At 51.4% G+C, this 18,403-nt stretch carries 13 protein-coding genes; 4 read left to right on the forward strand and 9 right to left on the reverse strand.

Going from position 1 to position 18,403, the window contains the following annotated elements; translation table 11 throughout:
- Window positions 1-279: 279 nt before the first annotated feature.
- Both B3075_RS02400 and B3075_RS02405 read right to left on the reverse strand, forming a co-directional pair.
- Complete coding sequence (locus B3075_RS02400) at window positions 280-1,152, reverse strand: glycoside hydrolase family 16 protein (protein ID WP_290489459.1); 873 nt, start codon at window positions 1,150-1,152, stop codon at window positions 280-282.
- 182 nt (window positions 1,153-1,334) lie between these two features.
- Window positions 1,335-1,925 carry an FHA domain-containing protein gene (locus B3075_RS02405; RefSeq protein ID WP_290489458.1) on the reverse strand — a complete coding sequence of 197 codons (591 nt, stop codon included), beginning with the start codon at window positions 1,923-1,925 and terminating at the stop codon, window positions 1,335-1,337.
- Between the two features lie 504 nt (window positions 1,926-2,429).
- Here B3075_RS02405 and obgE point away from each other — a divergent pair.
- The 3 genes from obgE to B3075_RS02420 all read left to right on the forward strand — a co-directional run bounded on the left by obgE (window position 2,430) and on the right by B3075_RS02420 (window position 5,822).
- Window positions 2,430-3,482: a GTPase ObgE gene (gene obgE, locus B3075_RS02410; RefSeq protein WP_290489456.1), complete on the forward strand. Its 1,053-nt coding sequence runs from the start codon at window positions 2,430-2,432 to the stop codon at window positions 3,480-3,482.
- A gap of 30 nt (window positions 3,483-3,512) precedes the next feature.
- The gene (locus tag B3075_RS02415) at window positions 3,513-4,670 is read left to right on the forward strand and encodes a phosphotransferase enzyme family protein (protein ID WP_094136735.1); all 1,158 of its coding nucleotides are present in this window, start codon (window positions 3,513-3,515) and stop codon (window positions 4,668-4,670) included.
- Window positions 4,671-4,850: 180 nt separating this feature from the next.
- Window positions 4,851-5,822, forward strand: coding sequence for a hypothetical protein (locus B3075_RS02420; protein ID WP_290489453.1), 972 nt, complete (start codon window positions 4,851-4,853; stop codon window positions 5,820-5,822).
- A gap of 48 nt (window positions 5,823-5,870) precedes the next feature.
- Here B3075_RS02420 and B3075_RS02425 read toward each other — a convergent pair whose 3' ends face one another.
- The 7 genes from B3075_RS02425 to B3075_RS02455 form a co-directional block, all read right to left on the reverse strand.
- Window positions 5,871-6,605 carry a glycosyltransferase gene (locus B3075_RS02425; RefSeq protein WP_290489451.1) on the reverse strand — a complete coding sequence of 245 codons (735 nt, stop codon included), beginning with the start codon at window positions 6,603-6,605 and terminating at the stop codon, window positions 5,871-5,873.
- A 612-nt stretch (window positions 6,606-7,217) separates the two neighbouring features.
- Window positions 7,218-7,442 (reverse strand): hypothetical protein, encoded by a 225-nt coding sequence (locus B3075_RS02430; RefSeq protein ID WP_290489449.1) that lies wholly within the window; start codon window positions 7,440-7,442, stop codon window positions 7,218-7,220.
- Window positions 7,439-8,263 carry a hypothetical protein gene (locus B3075_RS02435; protein WP_290492013.1) on the reverse strand — a complete coding sequence of 275 codons (825 nt, stop codon included), beginning with the start codon at window positions 8,261-8,263 and terminating at the stop codon, window positions 7,439-7,441. Before B3075_RS02435 ends, B3075_RS02430 begins: the two co-directional genes overlap by 4 nt.
- Window positions 8,260-9,267, reverse strand: a complete 1,008-nt coding sequence (locus B3075_RS02440) for an RHS repeat domain-containing protein (RefSeq protein WP_290489446.1) — start codon at window positions 9,265-9,267, stop codon at window positions 8,260-8,262. The genes B3075_RS02435 and B3075_RS02440 overlap by 4 nt, the downstream gene beginning before the upstream one ends.
- Before the next feature lie 257 nt (window positions 9,268-9,524).
- The gene (locus tag B3075_RS02445; protein WP_290489444.1) at window positions 9,525-9,998 is read right to left on the reverse strand and encodes a hypothetical protein; all 474 of its coding nucleotides are present in this window, start codon (window positions 9,996-9,998) and stop codon (window positions 9,525-9,527) included.
- Window positions 9,986-15,811, reverse strand: a complete 5,826-nt coding sequence (locus B3075_RS02450) for an RHS repeat-associated core domain-containing protein (RefSeq protein WP_290489442.1) — start codon at window positions 15,809-15,811, stop codon at window positions 9,986-9,988. Before B3075_RS02450 ends, B3075_RS02445 begins: the two co-directional genes overlap by 13 nt.
- Before the next feature lie 452 nt (window positions 15,812-16,263).
- Complete coding sequence (locus B3075_RS02455; protein ID WP_290489440.1) at window positions 16,264-16,758, reverse strand: low molecular weight protein-tyrosine-phosphatase; 495 nt, start codon at window positions 16,756-16,758, stop codon at window positions 16,264-16,266.
- Window positions 16,759-16,946: 188 nt separating this feature from the next.
- Between B3075_RS02455 and guaB the strand changes: the two genes are divergently transcribed.
- On the forward strand, window positions 16,947-18,398 hold the full coding sequence (guaB, locus tag B3075_RS02460; RefSeq protein WP_094136725.1) for an IMP dehydrogenase: 1,452 nt from the start codon (window positions 16,947-16,949) through the stop codon (window positions 18,396-18,398).
- The last annotated feature ends 5 nt before the right edge of the window (window positions 18,399-18,403 follow it).

Consider the following 18,403-nt stretch of genomic DNA (forward strand, 5'->3'; position numbering starts at 1 on the left):
CCCTTTGATTAAAGAAAACGGCCCGTCATCCGGCGGAGCCGTTTTTTTGCGTTACTGTGTAAATATAAAAAAGAAAACACAGGCAAACACATTCCCAAGGCGGCAATACGGCAGGCTCCTCTGGAAATAAAAACCCGCAGCTTTCATGGCCTCCCCATCCCGAGATGCAGCAGAAAGCTCAAACACTAAGAACCGCTCCGCCTGTGACGTAACAAGGCAAGCGGCATCTTGCATGTCCGGCCACCGGCGCCGGACATGCCTCAACCCGGAAAAGCAACGCTATTTCTTTTTGGGCAGGCCGGTTTCCGGATCAAACTGCTTGGCTTGCCGGACATGTTCCTTCGTCTGATAGAATCGAACGTAATCAATCAGGAATTTTACAGGATACCCTTGCCCGTCTTGAGGAGCTTTCTCGCACCAGGTGCCGCCCACGGCGGAATTGAGAATGAGGTAAAACGGCGTACGGAACGGATTACCCGCCCCATTGGCATAATTGGTGGTGTTCAGGTCAATGGACTTCACCAGCTTGTCATCCACCATCAACTTGATGGAATCTTTGTCCCATTCCATGACATAAGTATGAAAATCATCGGAAAGATGATCAATCTTCACCGTCCCTCCGCGGGAAGCATCCCTATTGGACACGCCGTCCGGACTTAAGTGGAAAGTGGAATAAACCACATCCGGCTGTTGGGAAATATTCTCCAGCATATCAATCTCTCCGTTGGCGGGCCAGCCCCATTTATTCTTGCCAAGCAGCCAGATAGCTGGCCAGATGCCCTTGGTTTTGGGAACCTTGGCACGCACTTCCAGTCTGCCAAACATGAAATTTTTGGTCTTGATCGTCGTAACGGAACCGGAGGTATAAGGCATGAACTTGGTATTCTTGATCCAATCCGCCGAACTTTTTTTGTAATTGATATTAGCGAACTTTTCAAAATGGGTTTCCAAAACAAGGCAGCCATCCTCCAGTCTCATATTCTTGGGCCGGCCTGTATAAGTCTGCTGGGATCCCTGGTTTCGGATTACTCCCAACTCCGGCTTCCATTTCTTGGCGTCTATCCTGGAACCATTGAACTCGTCACCCCAGACATAAACCCACCCGCCTGGGAGGGTCTTCGGTGGTTTGGAGTCTTCTCCTTTTACAGACATGCAAAGGCATGCAGTCAACAACACGGCAAACAGGCTCTTCTTCATACGGAGCAATACTGCACCTGATTCCGCAGCCTTTCAAACAAAATACATCTATCCGGGGTCTCATGCCTCCTTTCTCCTGCCAAATGGCGAAATACCATGCAAAAGAAAATGGCAGGACTGAGAAATTCCGGTCAGTATTACATGCCGTTTTCCGCCTGGTGAAGAGACATGGTTTTCAAGGCGGCCTTGGGAGATTCAATACCCAGCCATTGAAGAGGCAGCAATTCGCCCGTCACCCTGTAATGTTTGTAGGTTAATCCGGCAAAAACAGCCAGAAAAAATATCAGGACGGCATAAAGGGACATCCATAAATAATGATTCCGGGTCGTGCGGGCGGCTTCCTCCGCCAACTGCTGCAAATTCCGCATGGCGGCCGAAGGAGCGGCCTTTTCCTCCTTTCCGGAAGATTCGGCAGGAAATCCCGGAGAAGGCTCTTCTGCAAACCGGAGCCTGGCATCCCCCAGAGCGATTTCATCGCCATGGTAAAGAGTGGCGGCGCCCATCGGCGTCAGACCGTTGATTTTAGTCCCATTAGTAGAGCCAAGATCTTCCAGGACATATCCCCCTTCCTTGAACTGAAGCAAAGCATGCTCTCCGGAAACCGACTGAAAGGGAAGCGCTATCTCGCAATGTTCGTCACGTCCGATGCGTGCGAAATATTCACCGTTCTTCGGAAGAACTATGGTTTTTTCGGAACCGTCGGGAAGGTAGATGAAAAGGCGTGGCATGATTTCCGGGAATCATGCCACGCCCATGTTCATTTTCAATCCAAAAGACCGTTCCCCCGTCACGTATAAGAAGAAACGTCCATATCCTCCTTCTCTCTGAGACAGAATTCCATGCGGATTCATGCTACGGCCCCATACTCCCCGATTTCTATTTTTCCCGCCCCTCCCCCGGCATGGAGCCTTTTTACTCCCGGCCCCTCTCCGTCCGTCACGCGCAGAGACTGCATGGCGCCAATAAAAAAGCGGCATGTTGCCGCTATCCCCGGGTTTCTTTAACAAGAGGAATCTTTTCTTCATCTATTGCTGTGAAAACAGCCGGCACGGCACAAACCCATCCGGGCGGGCCATCGTAAAAACATCCGGAGTTTCCATGATGAATATGAACTCCTTTTTCATCAAAAAGCCTTCCGACGCATCGGAAAAATCAGCGGCCCACACCATGGAAAAGCCGTGCAGTCCTGCACATGTCTTGCGTTTTGAAGAAAAATGATTCATATTTAGAACATGTTCGTTGACAACATCCGCATATTCGCCAGGGCAGGAAAGGGAGGAAACGGGCTTGTCAGCTTCCGAAGGGCCAAATTCGTGCCCAAGGGAGGCCCGGACGGCGGTGATGGAGGCGATGGCGGAAGCGTCATTCTGGAAGTGGATCCGCACACGAATGACCTGCGTTCTTTTTTTTATGATCCCAAATTACTCGCCACAGACGGAGTAGGCGGCCAAAGCGCCAAAAAACATGGCAAGAACGGCAAATCCGTCATCGGGAAAGTGCCTCCCGGCACCATTATTTACCGCAGCAATGCCTCCTCCATGGCGGAGGCAACCTGGCTGGAACGGGAAGGTGAAGGCATTGAACTGGAAAAAATCGCGGATCTGACGGAAATCGGCACCCGGTTCACGTTGTGCCAGGGCGGCCTCGGCGGCAAGGGAAACTGGCATTTCCGCTCCGCGACCAACCAGGCGCCTACGGAAGCCGAGATGGGAACGGAAGGGGAGGAAGGCGTCTTCTTCATGGAATTGCGCCGCATTGCGGACGCCGGGCTGGTAGGCTACCCCAACGCGGGCAAAAGCACATTGCTGGGAGACATTTCGGAAGCCAAGCCCAAAGTAGCAAGCTATCCTTTTACCACGCTTCAGCCTATCATTGGAGTGGTGGAATTCGACAGCTTTCGCCGTTGCATTGTGGCGGACATTCCCGGCATCATTGAAGGCGCGCACAACAACCGAGGCCTGGGGCATGAATTCCTGCGCCACATCACGCGCTGCAAAGTGCTCGTCTTCGTCCTGGACATGGCTGGCAGCGAAGGCCGCGACCCCATTGAAGACCTTCAGAACCTCCGCACGGAAATTAAACTGTACAGCGAAGACCTGGCCAAACAGCCCTGGTTCGTCGTCGCCAACAAAATGGACCTGGAAGGAGCGGAAGAAAATCTGACTAACTTCCGCATGCGTTTTCCGAAAGTGGACGTCATCCCCATTTCCGCGCTCAACGGGGACGGTGTTTCCCGTCTCAAAAGCAAGCTTGATGAGCTTGTAGGTTACAAATTCATTCGTTAACTCCTTCACTCAACTCTCTCAAAATTAGACATGACTGACCATCCCTCCGTAACGACAGACCCTGACCAGATTTTGAACCGCATCGCCGGAATTGGAGACCTCTTCGCCATTGAAGGGGAATTCGTCATCGGCAAGGAAATCCCCAGCGGGCATATCAACACCACTTACAAGGCCACCTATCGTAAAAGCGACGGGCGGAAAGACTCCTACATCCTCCAGCGCATCAACGATTACGTCTTCAAAGACCCCAAAGCAGTCATGCGCAATGTGGAAAAAGTGACGCGTCACATCAACTGGAAAGTCCTGCGTCGTATAAAACATTCTGCCGGGCAAACCCTCAACCTCTATCCGGCGCGAGGAGGACGCAACTACATTGACATTCCCGGCGACGGTATCTGGCGCTGTTATAACTACCTGGCAGGCACCCACACTTACGATGTGGTGGAAAACACCCGCCAGGCCTATCAGGCCGGGTTTGCGTTCGGCTCCTTTCAGGATTTAGTCAGTGACATGAACCCGGACGACATTGTGGAAACCATACCTGGCTTCCATCATACCCGGAACCGCTTCAACCGCCTGATGGAAGTGGCGGCACAGGATCCTCAGGGGCGTCTTTCCTCCTGTCTGCCTGAATTGGAATTCATCAAAGCCCGTGAGCAGGATGTGGATCGGTTGCTGGATCTTCAGAAAAACGGCGTGCTTCCTACCCGCATCACTCATAACGACACCAAAATCAACAATGTCATGCTGGATGAGGACACCGACCACGCCGTCTGCGTCATTGACCTGGATACGGTCATGCCCGGTCTGGTGCTTTACGACTTCGGCGATATGGTGCGCACCGTCACTCCGCCTACAAAAGAAGACGAAGAAGATCTGGACAAGGTGCGCATGCGCATGCCCATGTTCCAATCCATTGTAGAAGGCTATTTGACCGCTGCCCACGGTTTCCTCACCCAGGCGGAAATAGACCAGCTCGCCTTCTCCGGAAAACTCATCACGCTGGAAATAGGTATCCGGTTCCTGACGGACTATCTGGAAGGAGACCAATACTTCAAGGTCTCGCGCCCTAATCACAATCTCATCCGTTGCCGTACGCAGCTCAAACTGGTGGAATGCATTGAACAGGAACTTCCGGCCATGGAACAATATGTTCAGCGCGTCGCCAGGGGAATGTCCAAAAAATAAGGAAGAGATTCTCCCCTTTCTATTCCACCTCCTCCGGGGACGGCTATGCCGTCCCTTATTTTTTATATTTGAACATGGCGGCCAGTTCCATAATCCAAAAAACATCGCACGCGACAGCCACAAGCCATGTTTGAAATACCAGACATCCAACTCAATCAATATGGCAAGCCGGCAAGGATCATGTTCCTGGCTCCATATGCACCCGACGCTCCCGATTTTTCCAAAAAACCTTACACCGGCAATGGAGGCTATCCCCAATACCACTACAACATTTATAAAGCCATTCAGGATATAGGTTACGACGTCGTCTCCTCCTCCAAACCCTATTCCGTCCAATTCGCCAAAGGAAACGTGGACTACGTATTCTCCCTGATGAACAGGTTCGCCATGTCCAGGCCTGAAATATTCATTTCCTCCTACTGCGAATTCATTCAGATTCCCTACCTGGGCGCCCCTCCCAACATCCGTGCCATAGCGGAAGACAAATTGCTGACCAAGATGGTATTCCGCTCCCTGGAATTAAACGTTCCGGAAGGCATTGGACTTTCCGGGGAAAAAGGCATTCCGGCCCAGGAGCCCTTCCCTGGACCCTATTTTGTCAAAAAGCGTTTTGGAGCCGCTTCCGGCGGCATCCGGGAAGACAGCATCTGCAGCTCATGGAAAGCCGTGGGAGCATGCGCCCGGCGCCTGATGGAAGAAGGGCACGAAGTGCTCGTGGAACAATACTGCGAAGGCATTGACGTCACCGTTCCCGTACTGGGCGGAGAAAACCCCGTTATCCTGGGGTACGTGCAGCCGAAATCCGACAAACCGGGCAGCATCATCACGGAAGACCTGAAACTGCACGACCATCTGGGTTATCAACTGGTCTCCGTCCGGGATATGGAGCAGGACATCGCCAGTGACGTCCGGAAAATCTGGAACGCTCTGGGGCCGATGGACTATTTCCGCATCGACTACAGAATCGACTTCGAAACGGGAGAACGGCGCATTCTGGAAATGAACATCTGCTGCCACCTGGGCAAAAGCGGATCCATCTGCCTGGCGGCCGCGGAACACGGCTATTCCCAGGCGGATCTTCTCAAATACATTATTGCCTACAGCATGAACAGGCAGAAAAATCTTCGCCAATACGGCACATGGCTCATCTGACCCGCAGAGAGGAAGCGGTTAGCATTCCGGTCAGGGTAAAAGCGGCACTCACGAATCCGGTATCCGGCTGATTGCCTCAAACACCTCCCGCCAGCTTTCTATGGAAGCTTCCTTCCCGCCCAGGACCATGCCCCGCTCACGGGCGGCGGCGGCCATGTCCTCCCGGTAGTGGGGTTCCCAAGCCATCTTAGTGGCGTACGTGATGAAATCACCGGGGCATTCGCACAGCCATCCGGTCTTCCCGTGTTCCACCATCTGTTCCCACCCTCCGCGCCTGTCCACAATAAGCACACTCCCGCTTGCCATGGCCTCAAAACCCACACGCGGCCAATTCTCCGTCGTATCGGTGGGTTGCAAAACGATGTGGCAGCGCCGGTAAAACTCCTGTTGGGACAAAGATTTTTGATCATGGAAGGTCTCCACCCAATCGGGAGGCTTGCCGGTCTTCGCCTCGCTCCGCCGGTCAAAACCGAGAAAAGTGCCCTTCTTCCGGACAGGAGAAGCAAAATGCTCGTAAATATGCCACGTATCCTTGCTGAACTTATCTTCATCCTGCCGGGAAATGTGTCCGGCTCCAAACCAGTCCGTGGAACGCCCTGCAACAAAAGGAAAATCTGCCGCATCAAAATACGGCCTAAACGTCATGAACCGGATGGCCGGATCAGGATTTAAAGCCCTCAGGCGAGGCATGACGTTTCTCATTACGTTGCTATTTTGATAAAGAAACAGGGAAATATCTCCCCGCCTCATGGCTTCCTTTTCCCTGCCGAAAAGCCAGGTCATGCAATTGACGAAAACTGTCCTTCCCGTCCGTTTTCGTATCTTCGGTAGAGCAGCTAAAAACTCTTCATTACAAAAGCTGATGACGGGAGCCCCTGCCGGAATGGCCTCCCAATCATAGCCTTCATGCACCGCAACACCCAATTTCACCATCTCCGGATAAAGTCCGGTACCGTGTGCATTTTTCTGGGTGGGGATAAGATGCATTTCCACCCCCATCTGCTTCCAAACCTTAATCTGGTGATAAAGTTCGGCCCCCGCACCGCCGTAAAGTGAAGGAAATCCAATGATGTAGAGAGAATATGTCATTAATTAATTCATGCCTGAATGATATTTCCCCGGAACTGCATGGAATAGTCTTGCCGTAAGGTTTTCAGAACACTTTAATTATTGACATTCAATAAATTGATCTGAAAAAATCAATAAAACAAGACTAAAGTAAACAATTCCGTATTATTAACTATTGCCATTTGTTAGATAAATCATCTCTTCGACAGTAGGGCTTTCTCTTCATAGACGACTTTTTTCATATCATTATGAATGATTTTCTTTCCTCTTGCCCAAATCGTTTTTTATTTTCCAAAATTTCTAAGAAATAAAAGGTATACTGGATGGTTAGTCAAGTATGTAGATCCCTATTTTTTTAATAACTTTCTCTATCGTTCCTGGAGCAATAACTCCAGTAATGGCTACGGTGGTTACTGCAACAGCTGCAACTGTCAATCCAACTGGATTCAACAACGCCGGCAATGCAAACCCAAACTTTCCTTGTACGTCTATAAAAGCGCTGGGGAAATTTCCCACATAGCCACACAGATTTTCCTGAAGCCTTTCCATCATCGGCTCCCGGGACAACCATCCAAAGTTTTAGCAGTTCCAAAGAGAGAACTATTCAAAATGATTTTTTCAATATTTGAATTTAATCCATTAATAAATAACGAATCACATCTAGGTATATCATTATTTTTCAAATTTTCAAAATATGCCATCATTGAGTTGAATAGTGAATAAATTTTAAAGGCTGTTGAATCCTCACGTGGTAATAACAGTCCCCCAAAAACTACTCCAAAAATTTTTGAATTGTATCCGTATGCAACCAGAGGAGTTCCAGAAACTTCATTTCCATATGCCCCAAATAAATTAATTATAAACTCCAGATTTTCTAACGACACTTGCTGATTAATCATATTTGATAATTTATATTGTTTCATTATTTTCATCAAAGCGCTACTGACGACGTCTTCAGAATCGGAAACCATAATGGAATATTGTTTCATCATTTTATTTTCAAGAAGACATATATAATAAAAATATATTTTATTATCATTCAAAAATAAAATATTATATTTTTTTCTTTCTTCATCTGCTTTCAAAAATAAAATATCATACTTATCAGGAAATTCAGCCTTTAAGCAAGGATGTTCTTCGACCCAACATTCATAACCAAGAAAAGGCAAAATACTTCTCTCTCCACATGAAAAGGGAATGTATGTAGACAGACTTTTATTTATTATTTCAATATCTGAACTGATTTCTTTTATCTTATGCAAAGCGGTTTCTACAGCTGCATCCAACGGGGTAATATTATTGTTTCCCGCAAATAAAATATTACCTGCCGAAATAAAAAATAATAAAAATAAATAAATAATATTCATAGTCACTGTCTTATTCCATTAATAAATGTTGCATTTGTTTTTCCTGCAGGTCTGTTAGGGTTATAGAGATGAGTACGAATATTACCTTTCCCATCTCTTACAGATGCTGTCATAATAATTCTAGGGGGGATTTTTATATTTTCATCTATGTTAAAATTACCTCCAAATCCTTCTTCTGCAATTTTTCTGTCATTATCACTTAATGAAGCGTTTTTGTCCGGATGACTATGTGCATATCCAATCATCTTGTCGCCATCATCGCACGGAGGCACACTTAAAGGAGAAACTTCTCTATGTCCGCCGGAAGTCCCAACTTTTCCTACATAATATTTACAATCTTTCTGACAAATACGAACGCCAAATTCGACTTTTACAGGTTTATTTTTCTTTGTTTTTTTCTCTATCGGAGTATTGTTCCATTTTTGCAGATCCTGTTCATAACGTTTTTCCATAGCTTCTACTACCATTCTATTCGCTGCCGCAAATGCTTCCGATTTTTTTTCATATAATTGAAGACCTAATATATCACAATATATTATAGAACTATTATCTGAAAATCTGTATAAATTATTACTTTCTTCTTCTCCAATGGGATCCCTGCTTACCCACCTGCCATTTTGGGGATTATAATAGCGGTAATTGTAGTAAACCGGCCCCAGTTCGTCATCAGCGTATTCGCTGGAGAACCGGAACGGATTGTCCTCTGCGGCATTCCCTTCCATCCTGAGAATATTACCATACGGGCCGTATTCGTACAAGGCACGGCGTCCCGCGCGGATGCCGAAGAGCGCCGTAGCGTTTTTCAACAGGTCGTGCGTGCAGTACAGGTCTTCCACATAAGTTCCCGTTTCATCAAAGAGGCTCATGGCCAGAATGCGCGTGGCCACCGGTTCCAGCGGATCCCACAGATAGGTTTTTCGCAGTACGGGCATTGCTGTTTCCGTCGCGTCGGCGGCGTCCAGTTCCGCGATTTGCAGGTAGCCGTGATAGATGAACCGTTTCTTCGACATCAGGACTTCTCCTTCATAGACGGCTTTCTCAATCCGTCTGTTCAGATAGCCGTAATACGTATCGCATGCTCGTTTTTAAAGGCATGGTAAAAACAGTTATTTCTATCTCTTCATATCATTCATGAGTTATTTCCTTTCATCTTATCAAAATCAATCATTCTAATTTATCAATATTAAATAATTTTAGAATAGTAGTAATTTTTATAGTTTTGACCTAACATCATTAATAATATATAAAAAAATCTTATGAAATTACTCTATATAGTTTCAATATTTTTCTCCTCCACTAATAGTGATAACCAAGTAACACATTCTTTATAATCATATGGGTTAAGTCCACTATTTTTTTCGCCAAGATCAAGTAGCCATTCCAAAATGGTTCGTAACTGAACAGAAGAAAACTTTTTAAAGATATCCAAATCGTCACGCATTCTACCGATCATATTCTGACATGTGCAATCTACTAAGAGATTTGAATCTTTCAATTTTTGAAATTTAATCAGCTCTTCAAATGAAATATAAATAACAGCAGGCAAATAATATCTAAAAGCCTCGTTGCTGAAAACAGAAAAAAAATCCCATATATATTTACAATCACTAGCTTTCAAAGATATCCACGATTTCCCTTGAATATATGTTATATCTTCAAATTCATTTTCATCTTTAATGTTATTTGGAATCGGCAATATCGGAAAATTTATTTCTAAAGATTCTTTTTTTAATAATTGCATTTTTCTTCTATGAATTTTTCACATTTTGATAAATTATTCCAAGCATCTTTCGCTTGTTCTTGATGAGTTTTATTTCCACCCTTAAAACATTTATTATTAATATGACTCCTAGCACTAGCAAGCATTAACCATGATTTCTTTTTCATTTTTAATATATAGCAACAGTCATCGCCCGTACACTTTCCACTTTTACCAACCTCTTTCTTTGCTCTATTCACTTTGTCTTGTAAATATTTTTGTTCTGCTTCCGAACAATCACCAGGTTTTGGAATATCTGGATAAGGCACGGCAATTGGCTCGACTTTAGGAATTACATTCTCAGATATTTTTTTAATAACTTTTTCTGTCGTTCCTGGGGCAATAACTTCAGTAATGGCTACGGTGGTTACTGCAACAGCTGCAACTATCAATCCAACTGGATTCAACAACGCCGGCAATGCAAACCCAAATTTTCCTTGTACATCTATAAAAGCGCTGGGAAAATTTCCCACATAGCCATACAGATTTTCCTGAGGTCTTTCCACCATTGGATCCCTGCTTACCCACCTGCCATTTTGGGGATTATAATAGCGGTAATTGTAGTAAACCAGCCCCAGTTCGTCATCAGCGTATTCGCTGGAGAACCGGAACGGATTATCCTCTGCGGCATTCCCTTCCATCCTGAGAATATTCCCATACGGGCCGTATTCGTACAAGGAGCGGCGTCCCGCGCGGATGCCGAAGAGCGCCGTAGCGTTTTTTAACAGGTCATGCGTGTAGTACAGGTCTTCCACATAAGTTCCCGTTTCATCAAAGAGGCTCATGGCCAGAATGCGCGTAGCTACCGGTTCCAGCGGATCCCACAGATAGGTTTTTCGCAGTACGGGCATTGCTGTTTCCGTCGCGTCGGCGGCGTCCAGTTCCGCGATTTGCAGGTAGCCGTGATAGATGAACCGTTTCTTCGACATCAGGACTTCTCCTTCATAGACGGATTTCTCAATCCGTCTGTTCAGATAGTCGTAGCGGCACTCCACCCTCTTGTTCCCTTGAATGAACCTTGCCGCCTGGTTCAGGGCATTATAAGAAACTTCCCATTCTCCCGTAGACGTTTGAATCTTCGTCTGGTTGCCGTCAGCATCATAGCCAGGCGCAAAAGACGCTTCTTCCTCCCGGGTGATGGCCGTGTACTGGTTCAGACTGTTGGCCGTGTACGCCGCCGCTGACGCGCCCGAACCTTCCCGGGAGGTGACGCGGTTGCCGATGTTGTCATACGCATAGGAATATGTCCCTCCCCGGCTCATCGCGTCGGCGGCCAGTTCGCCGCGGCCGTTGTAACTGTAGCTGTGCATCAGGCCGGGAGCAGGGGTATTGAAGTAGTCCTTCTTTTCTGTGGGCCGCCCCAGCGCGTCATAGGCGTAGTCGGTTTTGGCCGGGTAGTTGGCGCTGCCGGGACGCAGATAGTCGATTCTGGTCAGCAGATCCCGTTTTTCTTCCCGGGTGTACCATCTCCGGAGGGTATTGGGGTAATCGAGCGTTTCCAGCAGTCCGTTGACGGCGTGGTAGCCATAGACGAAGGGATCGGAGCCGTTATTGAGCGAGACCGTAGAAAGACGTCCGCAACCGTCATATTCCCAGGCCGTCTGCTGAACAACGCCCTCCCCGTAATGCAGACTGTAGCCCGAAGGCCGCCCCAGACCGTCGCGCAGATAGTTGAGCGCGCTTGCCGCCAGCCCTGCCGCAGTTTCCGATTCCGCTTCATTATATTGGTTGTAAGCCAGCGTCCTCGTGCCGGAATCGTCCGTGACCTGCGTAAGCAGGTTAAGGTGATTGTAGGTGCAGGTGATGGAAGGAGTCGCGTCGTTGTGAGTGACGGAGACCAGGTTGCCCGTCTGCGGATCGTAGGCATAAGAAGTCGCCAGAGGCGTTCCCTGCCCGTCCACCGTCCGGGCCTGTCGTTTAACCGCCAGCCTGTTCCAGTCATCGTAAGAGTAGCTTTCCCCATGGCCGTCGGCATAGGTTTTAGCCGTCATCAGGCCGGAGGCGTCGTCATAGCTCCACGCCGTCACGTCCCCGTCCGTCCGTTCCCGCGGATCGGCAGCGATGGTTTCCCCCGGAACGCGGAACGTCATGAGGGATACCAGCCTGTCCGCATCGTCGTAGCCAAAGACGGAGGGCTGAAGGGCCGTACCGTATTCGGCGGTTTTGCGTCCCCGCGGGTCATAAGCGTAGCAGGCCGTGTTGCCCAAAGCATCCGTGACGCAGGAGGGGGAAGCCGTGGACGGGTCATACTGGATGGCGGTCGTATTGCCGGCGGCGTCCGTCCTGGCTGTTTCACGTCCGGCGATGTCAAAGACGGTAACGGCGGCATTGCCGCGGGCGTCCGTATAAGTCTCCGTGCTGCCGCTGGCCGTATAAGCGCGGGAAGAGGCGGTCAAAACTCCCGCATGGTCTTTCCGGGATACGGCGTAACCGTCTATGACGACAGTTTCCGCAATGACGGAAGAAGCCGGAGACTGCGTTTTTACCGTCCGTCTGGCCGGAGCCGCGTATTCCGTCCATTGCAGGGTTTCATTGCCCCGCGGATCGGTAGAGATGTTTTTTCCGGCCAGCGAGGGGGACAGGAAGGAAACCAGTTCAGCCGTGCTTTCCGTATATGTTGTTCCCTGGCTGTTGCAGCGCGTGACTGTGGTTACCCGGTACACGCCGTCTTCCCGCTGCCGGCGGGCATAGGCGTACTCCGTGACTAGGGAGTTGGCGGATGTGGGGTTTTCGGCCAGCTTGAGCGTGGTTTTGACGATATTGCCAAACGGGTCATAGTCATAAAGCAACGGAGCCATTCCATCCACCTGCTGCCGCAAAAGCCTGTTGTTCAGATCAAAAGCGCGCCGGTCATGAATAAGGCCGCCGTTGGCGTTTGCCCGGGAGACGCGCACCATGTTGCCCCTGCCGTCCGTGACGGTTTGTTCCACCAGCGCCGGTTCTCCCTCCGCCCGGGGAAGCAGCGTGGAACGGACCACGCCTTCCGCGGAGTATTCCGTACGGTAGAGGAGATGCCTCTGCCCCGTGCCGCTCTGTTCCAGTACGGTTCCGTCCGCATGGCGGATAGTGACGAGCGTCGCGCCCGTCGGCGTGGTGACGGTTTCCGTCAGGCCGTCCGCACTGTAGGCACGCGTATTGCTCCTCCCTAATACGTCCGTTTCCTGCACCAGCTGCCCCAGCAAATCATAAGCCCTGCTTTCCATCGTCGTCATGGGGCCGACGTCCCGGCGCGTTTGCAGGATTCTGCCGAAGGCGTCCCGAGTGTAGCTGACGATGGTTTCAGGCGTGACGATTGTTTCTCCGTCCGTGACTTCCGACCGGCTGACTTCCACCAGCTGGCGCGCCGTATTGTAGGAGTAAGTAGTCATGATGCCGTCTTCATCCTTTTCCCACAAGGGGCCGCAGCACATCATCTCCCGTTCCGTCACCCTGCCGTTGCCGCGCGTACGCTTAATCCACCGGTTTTCCTTGTCGTATTCGTAATCCGCCGTATCCGTCAGCGCCCAGGTTCCATCCGTCAGCAAGGCGTATTTCTCAACGCGCGTGTTATTTCCGTGAGCGGAAACGTACGTGACTTTCCTCGTGCTGTGCCCCGGCACGGCCTGCCCCGCTATCTGCGTTTCCCTGGTCTCCCTGTAGAGGGCGCCGTACTGGCTGGCCGCCTCATAGCCATAGACCGTCTGCACGCCGCTGGCGGACTGCTTCATCTTCAACCTCCCCCGGGCGTATTCGTTAGGCGCCGCCGGCAGCCACGTTTCCGTCACTTCCAGCTGCTCTCCCTCCGCGCCCAACGCCGTGGTGCGTTTTTCCACACGGCGCACATGGTTGGCTTCCGTATAGGCGTAATGCGTATCCGTCAGCCGGGCGGCGTTCATAGTGAGCACCACGTACTGGTACGCAATATCCGGATCGGCATGGTCGGAGCAACGGTAATAGGTATAGGTGCCCTTCCTTCCCCCGCCCGCCCAGGGTTCCATCCGGACGGTTTCACGCCCGAAGACGTCGTAGGACCAGGTCTTTTCGCCTCCGTCGGGAGCCGTCTCCCGGATCAGTTTGCCCACGGCGTTATAAGCGTAAGTCGTTTCACGGGCATAGTCGGTTCCATAAGCCTCAATACGGCTGGTGCACAGGTTGCCGCTGCGGCCCTGTTCATAGGTTTCGCACACCCGGGAAATAGGAGCGCCGTTTTCCCCGCGCTGCACGGTAGTAAAGAGCTTCCAAATCCCCGAAGAAACCTCCTGCCTTTCACGGATCGTGTAAATCGCGTCTTCCCCTTCCCCCTGGGACATGCACCAGGCCCTTCCCGTCCCCTGCCAGTAGCGGGTGACGTAAGGCGCGCGCCCTTCCGCCTGCTCCGTGACGGTGAGTTTGCCGGTCTCCGCATTGCCCTCAATGGTGAAGGTTTTAAAAGGCGCCCCCGTAACGGCGTAAAGACCGGTGGAAACGTTTTTGGCCCCCACCTGCTCGGGCAGATAAAAGGCGATCACATAGCCCGTATCCGTCACGTTCTCAATATTGGCCAGACCGTCCCACAGGTTCCAGACCTGGCAGATGACATCATCTGCGCTTCGGACGATGTCCAGGTAATTGGCAAAATCCTGAGCCGTCCATGAAGAACCCAGCCTGGTCCGGTAGCCGGAGGCCGCGCCCAAAGCGGAAACGGAAGAACCGCCGTAGATGACTGTATTGCCCCCGGCGTTGCTGACCCTCATTTCCGCCGCGCTGGCGGAAGCCGAGACGGCACGCCCCTCTGCCGCGGCATACGCCATGGAAACAGAACCCGTCCTTTTCCGCGAGCCGCCGATGGAGCCTGCACTGGCCGCGCCGGCATAGCAGTAATAGTTGGCGCAGGTGCCTCCGTTCCGGATCTGGAATGCCATATCAGCCCCCAGCTCCCGACCGGAAGGGGGCAGAATACAGCTGGCCATGGGATGCAGGTATTGCAGGGCTGCGGGCGTCCACAACCTGGAAGAGAAGTGATAAGCCACAATTTCCAGCATCCCGTACGGCACGCCTTCCATACCGCGGAAGGAACCGAAGCTGGTGCGCCATACCATGCTGGTTTTCCGCGTCTGGGCAGTTACCCGTTTGCCTGCGGAAGAGAACTTTCCATAGGCGGAGGAAACCAGGCTGCGCACGGCAGACGCGCTGGGGGAACCGCCCCGGTTGTCCATGCAGTCATCCGGGGAAAAAGGATTGTCCGGATCAGTCTCATCCTCATCCCCGCCGTTGTCGCCATTAGGGCATGGATTGCTGGAACTGCTGTTGGGAGAACTGCTGCTTCCGCTGCTGGAGCCTCCGCATGGATCATCGTCGCCCTCGTCGTTGTTGTCCACTGGCTCCGTTTCCGCCTCCGGGGGCACATAGGAGGAAGAAGAACCCGTTTGCCGGTTGGTAATTTCCACCTTTAGGTCAAAGGAGAATTTGGCAATGTTGTTATTGGCATTGGGAATGGAAATATTGCTATAGTCCACATGCGCCCGATGCATTCCGGGCTCAATGCTGAAAGAAGCCGTCTGCGGCTCGTAACTGCCGCCTCCGTACTGTCCGCGCGGGCCGATGTCCAGCCGTTCTTCTCCATCCACGGTCAAGTTAGCCAGATCGTCGGCGCCCATGGTCACCTTGCATTCGGCCATCTCATCAGGCCCCAGCTCCCTGACTTCAAAATCCCAGTCCCAGCTTCTTTCAAAAGCGTCCGTTGGCGCTTGTTCGTCGATCGCGGAGGGAGCTCCGCTATTGGAATTGCTCGTGCCCGTCAGGGAATTGACATCGTTATCAAAGGATTGTTCTTTCATGGTTTGAATCGGATTAGCTATTGAAACGCAAACATTGCATCATCCCCATCTTGGAAAAACTGCAATAATTTTTATCCGTTCCTTATCCATAACAACAAAACCTCCTGTTTCAACACGTCCAACACGGGATGCCCCCTGGCCTCAGCCGTGGTTCAATAAATGGTAAAAATTTCTTCTCTGCGCTTCCGAATGGAAAACTCTGGCCCATATGGAAAATTCCGGAAGCAACATATCCAAATGGCCTTTAACTGCGCGCCATGAAACACAGCAATTTTTCATTTAACATGGATTCATGAACTCTTCAACGAAAAAGCATGATCTCCCTGAATTGGAAAAGAAATCCAAAATCCATAAAAACGGTTATCGCCTGCGGGCATGTTCAGCAACCCCGGCATGTCTGAATGGAGAGAAAGCAGGATAAACCACCACTTTCCCAGCCTCCACGCCTGAATTTACAAGGAAAGCTGCTCCTTCAAACGTTCCAGCAGATTGCCGCAACCGTCCTGAAGCAGTTTTACCACATATTCAAAGCCTTCCTGCCCCCCATAATAGGGATCCGGCACTTCTTCATCCGGAAAACGAGCCGTGAAAAAACACATGGGCGCTATCTTGCCTGCCCACTGTCCCTTTTTATCCAACCGTTTCAAATCCCGCAGATTTTCACGGTCCATTCCCACAATCAGGTCAAATTGTTCCAAATCCTCTTTCCGCACGGGGCGCGACTTAAGCCCCGGATCCTCATATCCGTATTTTTTCAGCGCCGTCAGCATCCGGCTATCCGGAGGGCAGCCCCGATGGTAACCGATCATTCCAGCGGAATCGCTCTCAATCAAATGTTCCAGACCTTGTTCTGCGACCATTTTTTTGAAAATGATTTCCGCGGCAGGAGAGCGGCAGATGTTGCCCAGACAGACAAACAGGACTCGGTAAGGTTCGGGAGCATTCATGGACGTCATTTCTTTTTCAGGATAGGCAGGCGGCCTCCCCATTTCAAGAGGGAAGAGTTTCTGCACGGGAAACGGAAACGCCCGCGAATATGGCATGGGGCAGAGAAAGGAACTGCGCCGCTCATTCAAAAATAAGATTCTCCTGTGTTTCGGCTTGCGTCAGAGGTTGTCCGGCTATAGATTATCGCATGGCAGATTTCCCTCTTGGATTAAGTTTTGATGACGTGCTCCTGCTGCCCCGCCTGAGCGCGATTCTTCCCGGCGACGCGGACATCAGTTCCCAGCTTGTTCCCGGCTTTGACATGAAAATCCCCGTGTTGTCCGCGGCCATGGATACCGTTTCCGAATCGGAACTGGCGATTGCCCTGGCGCGGGAAGGCGGCCTGGCCGTCATCCACCGCAACAACCCCATTGACATCCAGGCGGCCATGGTTTCCCGCGTGAAGCGTTTTGAAAACGCGGTCATCCCGAACCCCGTCACGGTCAACAAGGACATGACGCTGGAAGAAGTCCACCAGATCATGATGGACCAAGGCTATTCCGGCTTCCCCGTCGTGGATGCCAACCGCAAGCTGGAAGGCATCATCACCGGCCGCGACATGCGCGGCGTGGACGATTACCAGAATGTCCGGGTCGAGGACGTCATGACTCCCCTTCCCCGCCTGATTACGGCGGCTCCCACCACGACCATTGAGGAAGCGCGCCACATCCTTTACACCCACCGCATTGAAAAGCTTCCTTTGGTGGATGAACACGGCGTGCTGGCCGGCCTTATCACGGAAACGGACATCCAGAAGCGCGCCATGTTTGCAGACGCTTCCAAGGACGAACACGGCCACCTGCGCTGCGGCGCCGCCGTGGGTGTGGGCCCCGATTATCTGGACCGCGCCAAAGCCCTGATTTCCGCCGGAGCGGACGCCCTGTTCATTGACGCCGCCACGGGACACACGACCCGCGTGATGGATGTGGTTTCCAACCTCCGCAAGCTGACGGACCGTCCCATCGTAGCCGGCAACGTGGTTACGGCGGAAGGAGCGGCCGACCTCATCAAGGCGGGCGTGCAGGCCATCAAGGTGGGCGTGGGTCCCGGCTCCATTTGCACCACCCGCGTCATCTCCGGCGTGGGCATGCCCCAATTCACTGCCATTCAGGAGGTAGCCTCCGTGGCGCGTCCCGCGGGCGTCACCGTCATTGCGGACGGCGGCATCCGCTATTCCGGGGACATTGTGAAAGCCCTGGCCGCCGGCGCCGACCTGGTGATGCTGGGCGGACTGCTGGCAGGTACGGAAGAAAGCCCCGGCAAAGTGGTTCATTACCAGGGCCGCCACTTCAAGCAGTATCGCGGCATGGGCTCCCTGGGAGCCATGCGCCGCGGTTCCGGCGACCGCTACGGGCAGAACAGCTCCGGCAAGCTCGTCGCGGAAGGCGTGGAAGCGCGCGTTCCGTACAAGGGCATGCTGGCGGACGTGGTATTCCAGCTCATGGGCGGCCTGCGCTCCGGCATGGGCTACCTGGGCGCGCACAACCTGGAGGAACTTCGGGACAAGGCCCGGTTTGTTCAAATCACCTCCGGCGGCCTGAAAGAAAGCCATCCCCACGATATCACCATCACGGAAGAACCCGTCAATTATTCCTGTTAACTCCT

The sequence above is a fragment of the Akkermansia sp. UBA7090 genome (assembly GCF_002493465.1).
Classification (GTDB): Bacteria; Verrucomicrobiota; Verrucomicrobiia; order Verrucomicrobiales; family Akkermansiaceae; genus Akkermansia; species Akkermansia muciniphila_A.

What these genes read in the sequence shown, in the direction of transcription:
- B3075_RS02400 (WP_290489459.1), bottom strand. Translation starts at nt 1,152, where the DNA reads ATGTCTGTAAAAGGAGAAGACTCCAAACCACCGAAGACCCTCCCAGGC.
- B3075_RS02430 (WP_290489449.1), bottom strand. Translation starts at nt 7,442, where the DNA reads ATGATGGAAAGGCTTCAGGAAAATCTGTGTGGCTATGTGGGAAATTTC.
- B3075_RS02420 (WP_290489453.1), top strand. Translation starts at nt 4,851, where the DNA reads ATGTTCCTGGCTCCATATGCACCCGACGCTCCCGATTTTTCCAAAAAA.
- B3075_RS02440 (WP_290489446.1), bottom strand. Translation starts at nt 9,267, where the DNA reads ATGTCGAAGAAACGGTTCATCTATCACGGCTACCTGCAAATCGCGGAA.
- B3075_RS02415 (WP_094136735.1), top strand. Translation starts at nt 3,513, where the DNA reads ATGACTGACCATCCCTCCGTAACGACAGACCCTGACCAGATTTTGAAC.
- B3075_RS02455 (WP_290489440.1), bottom strand. Translation starts at nt 16,758, where the DNA reads ATGAATGCTCCCGAACCTTACCGAGTCCTGTTTGTCTGTCTGGGCAAC.
- B3075_RS02425 (WP_290489451.1), bottom strand. Translation starts at nt 6,605, where the DNA reads ATGACCTGGCTTTTCGGCAGGGAAAAGGAAGCCATGAGGCGGGGAGAT.
- B3075_RS02450 (WP_290489442.1), bottom strand. Translation starts at nt 15,811, where the DNA reads ATGAAAGAACAATCCTTTGATAACGATGTCAATTCCCTGACGGGCACG.
- obgE (WP_290489456.1), top strand. Translation starts at nt 2,430, where the DNA reads ATGTTCGTTGACAACATCCGCATATTCGCCAGGGCAGGAAAGGGAGGA.
- B3075_RS02445 (WP_290489444.1), bottom strand. Translation starts at nt 9,998, where the DNA reads ATGCAATTATTAAAAAAAGAATCTTTAGAAATAAATTTTCCGATATTG.
- B3075_RS02405 (WP_290489458.1), bottom strand. Translation starts at nt 1,925, where the DNA reads ATGCCACGCCTTTTCATCTACCTTCCCGACGGTTCCGAAAAAACCATA.
- guaB (WP_094136725.1), top strand. Translation starts at nt 16,947, where the DNA reads ATGGCAGATTTCCCTCTTGGATTAAGTTTTGATGACGTGCTCCTGCTG.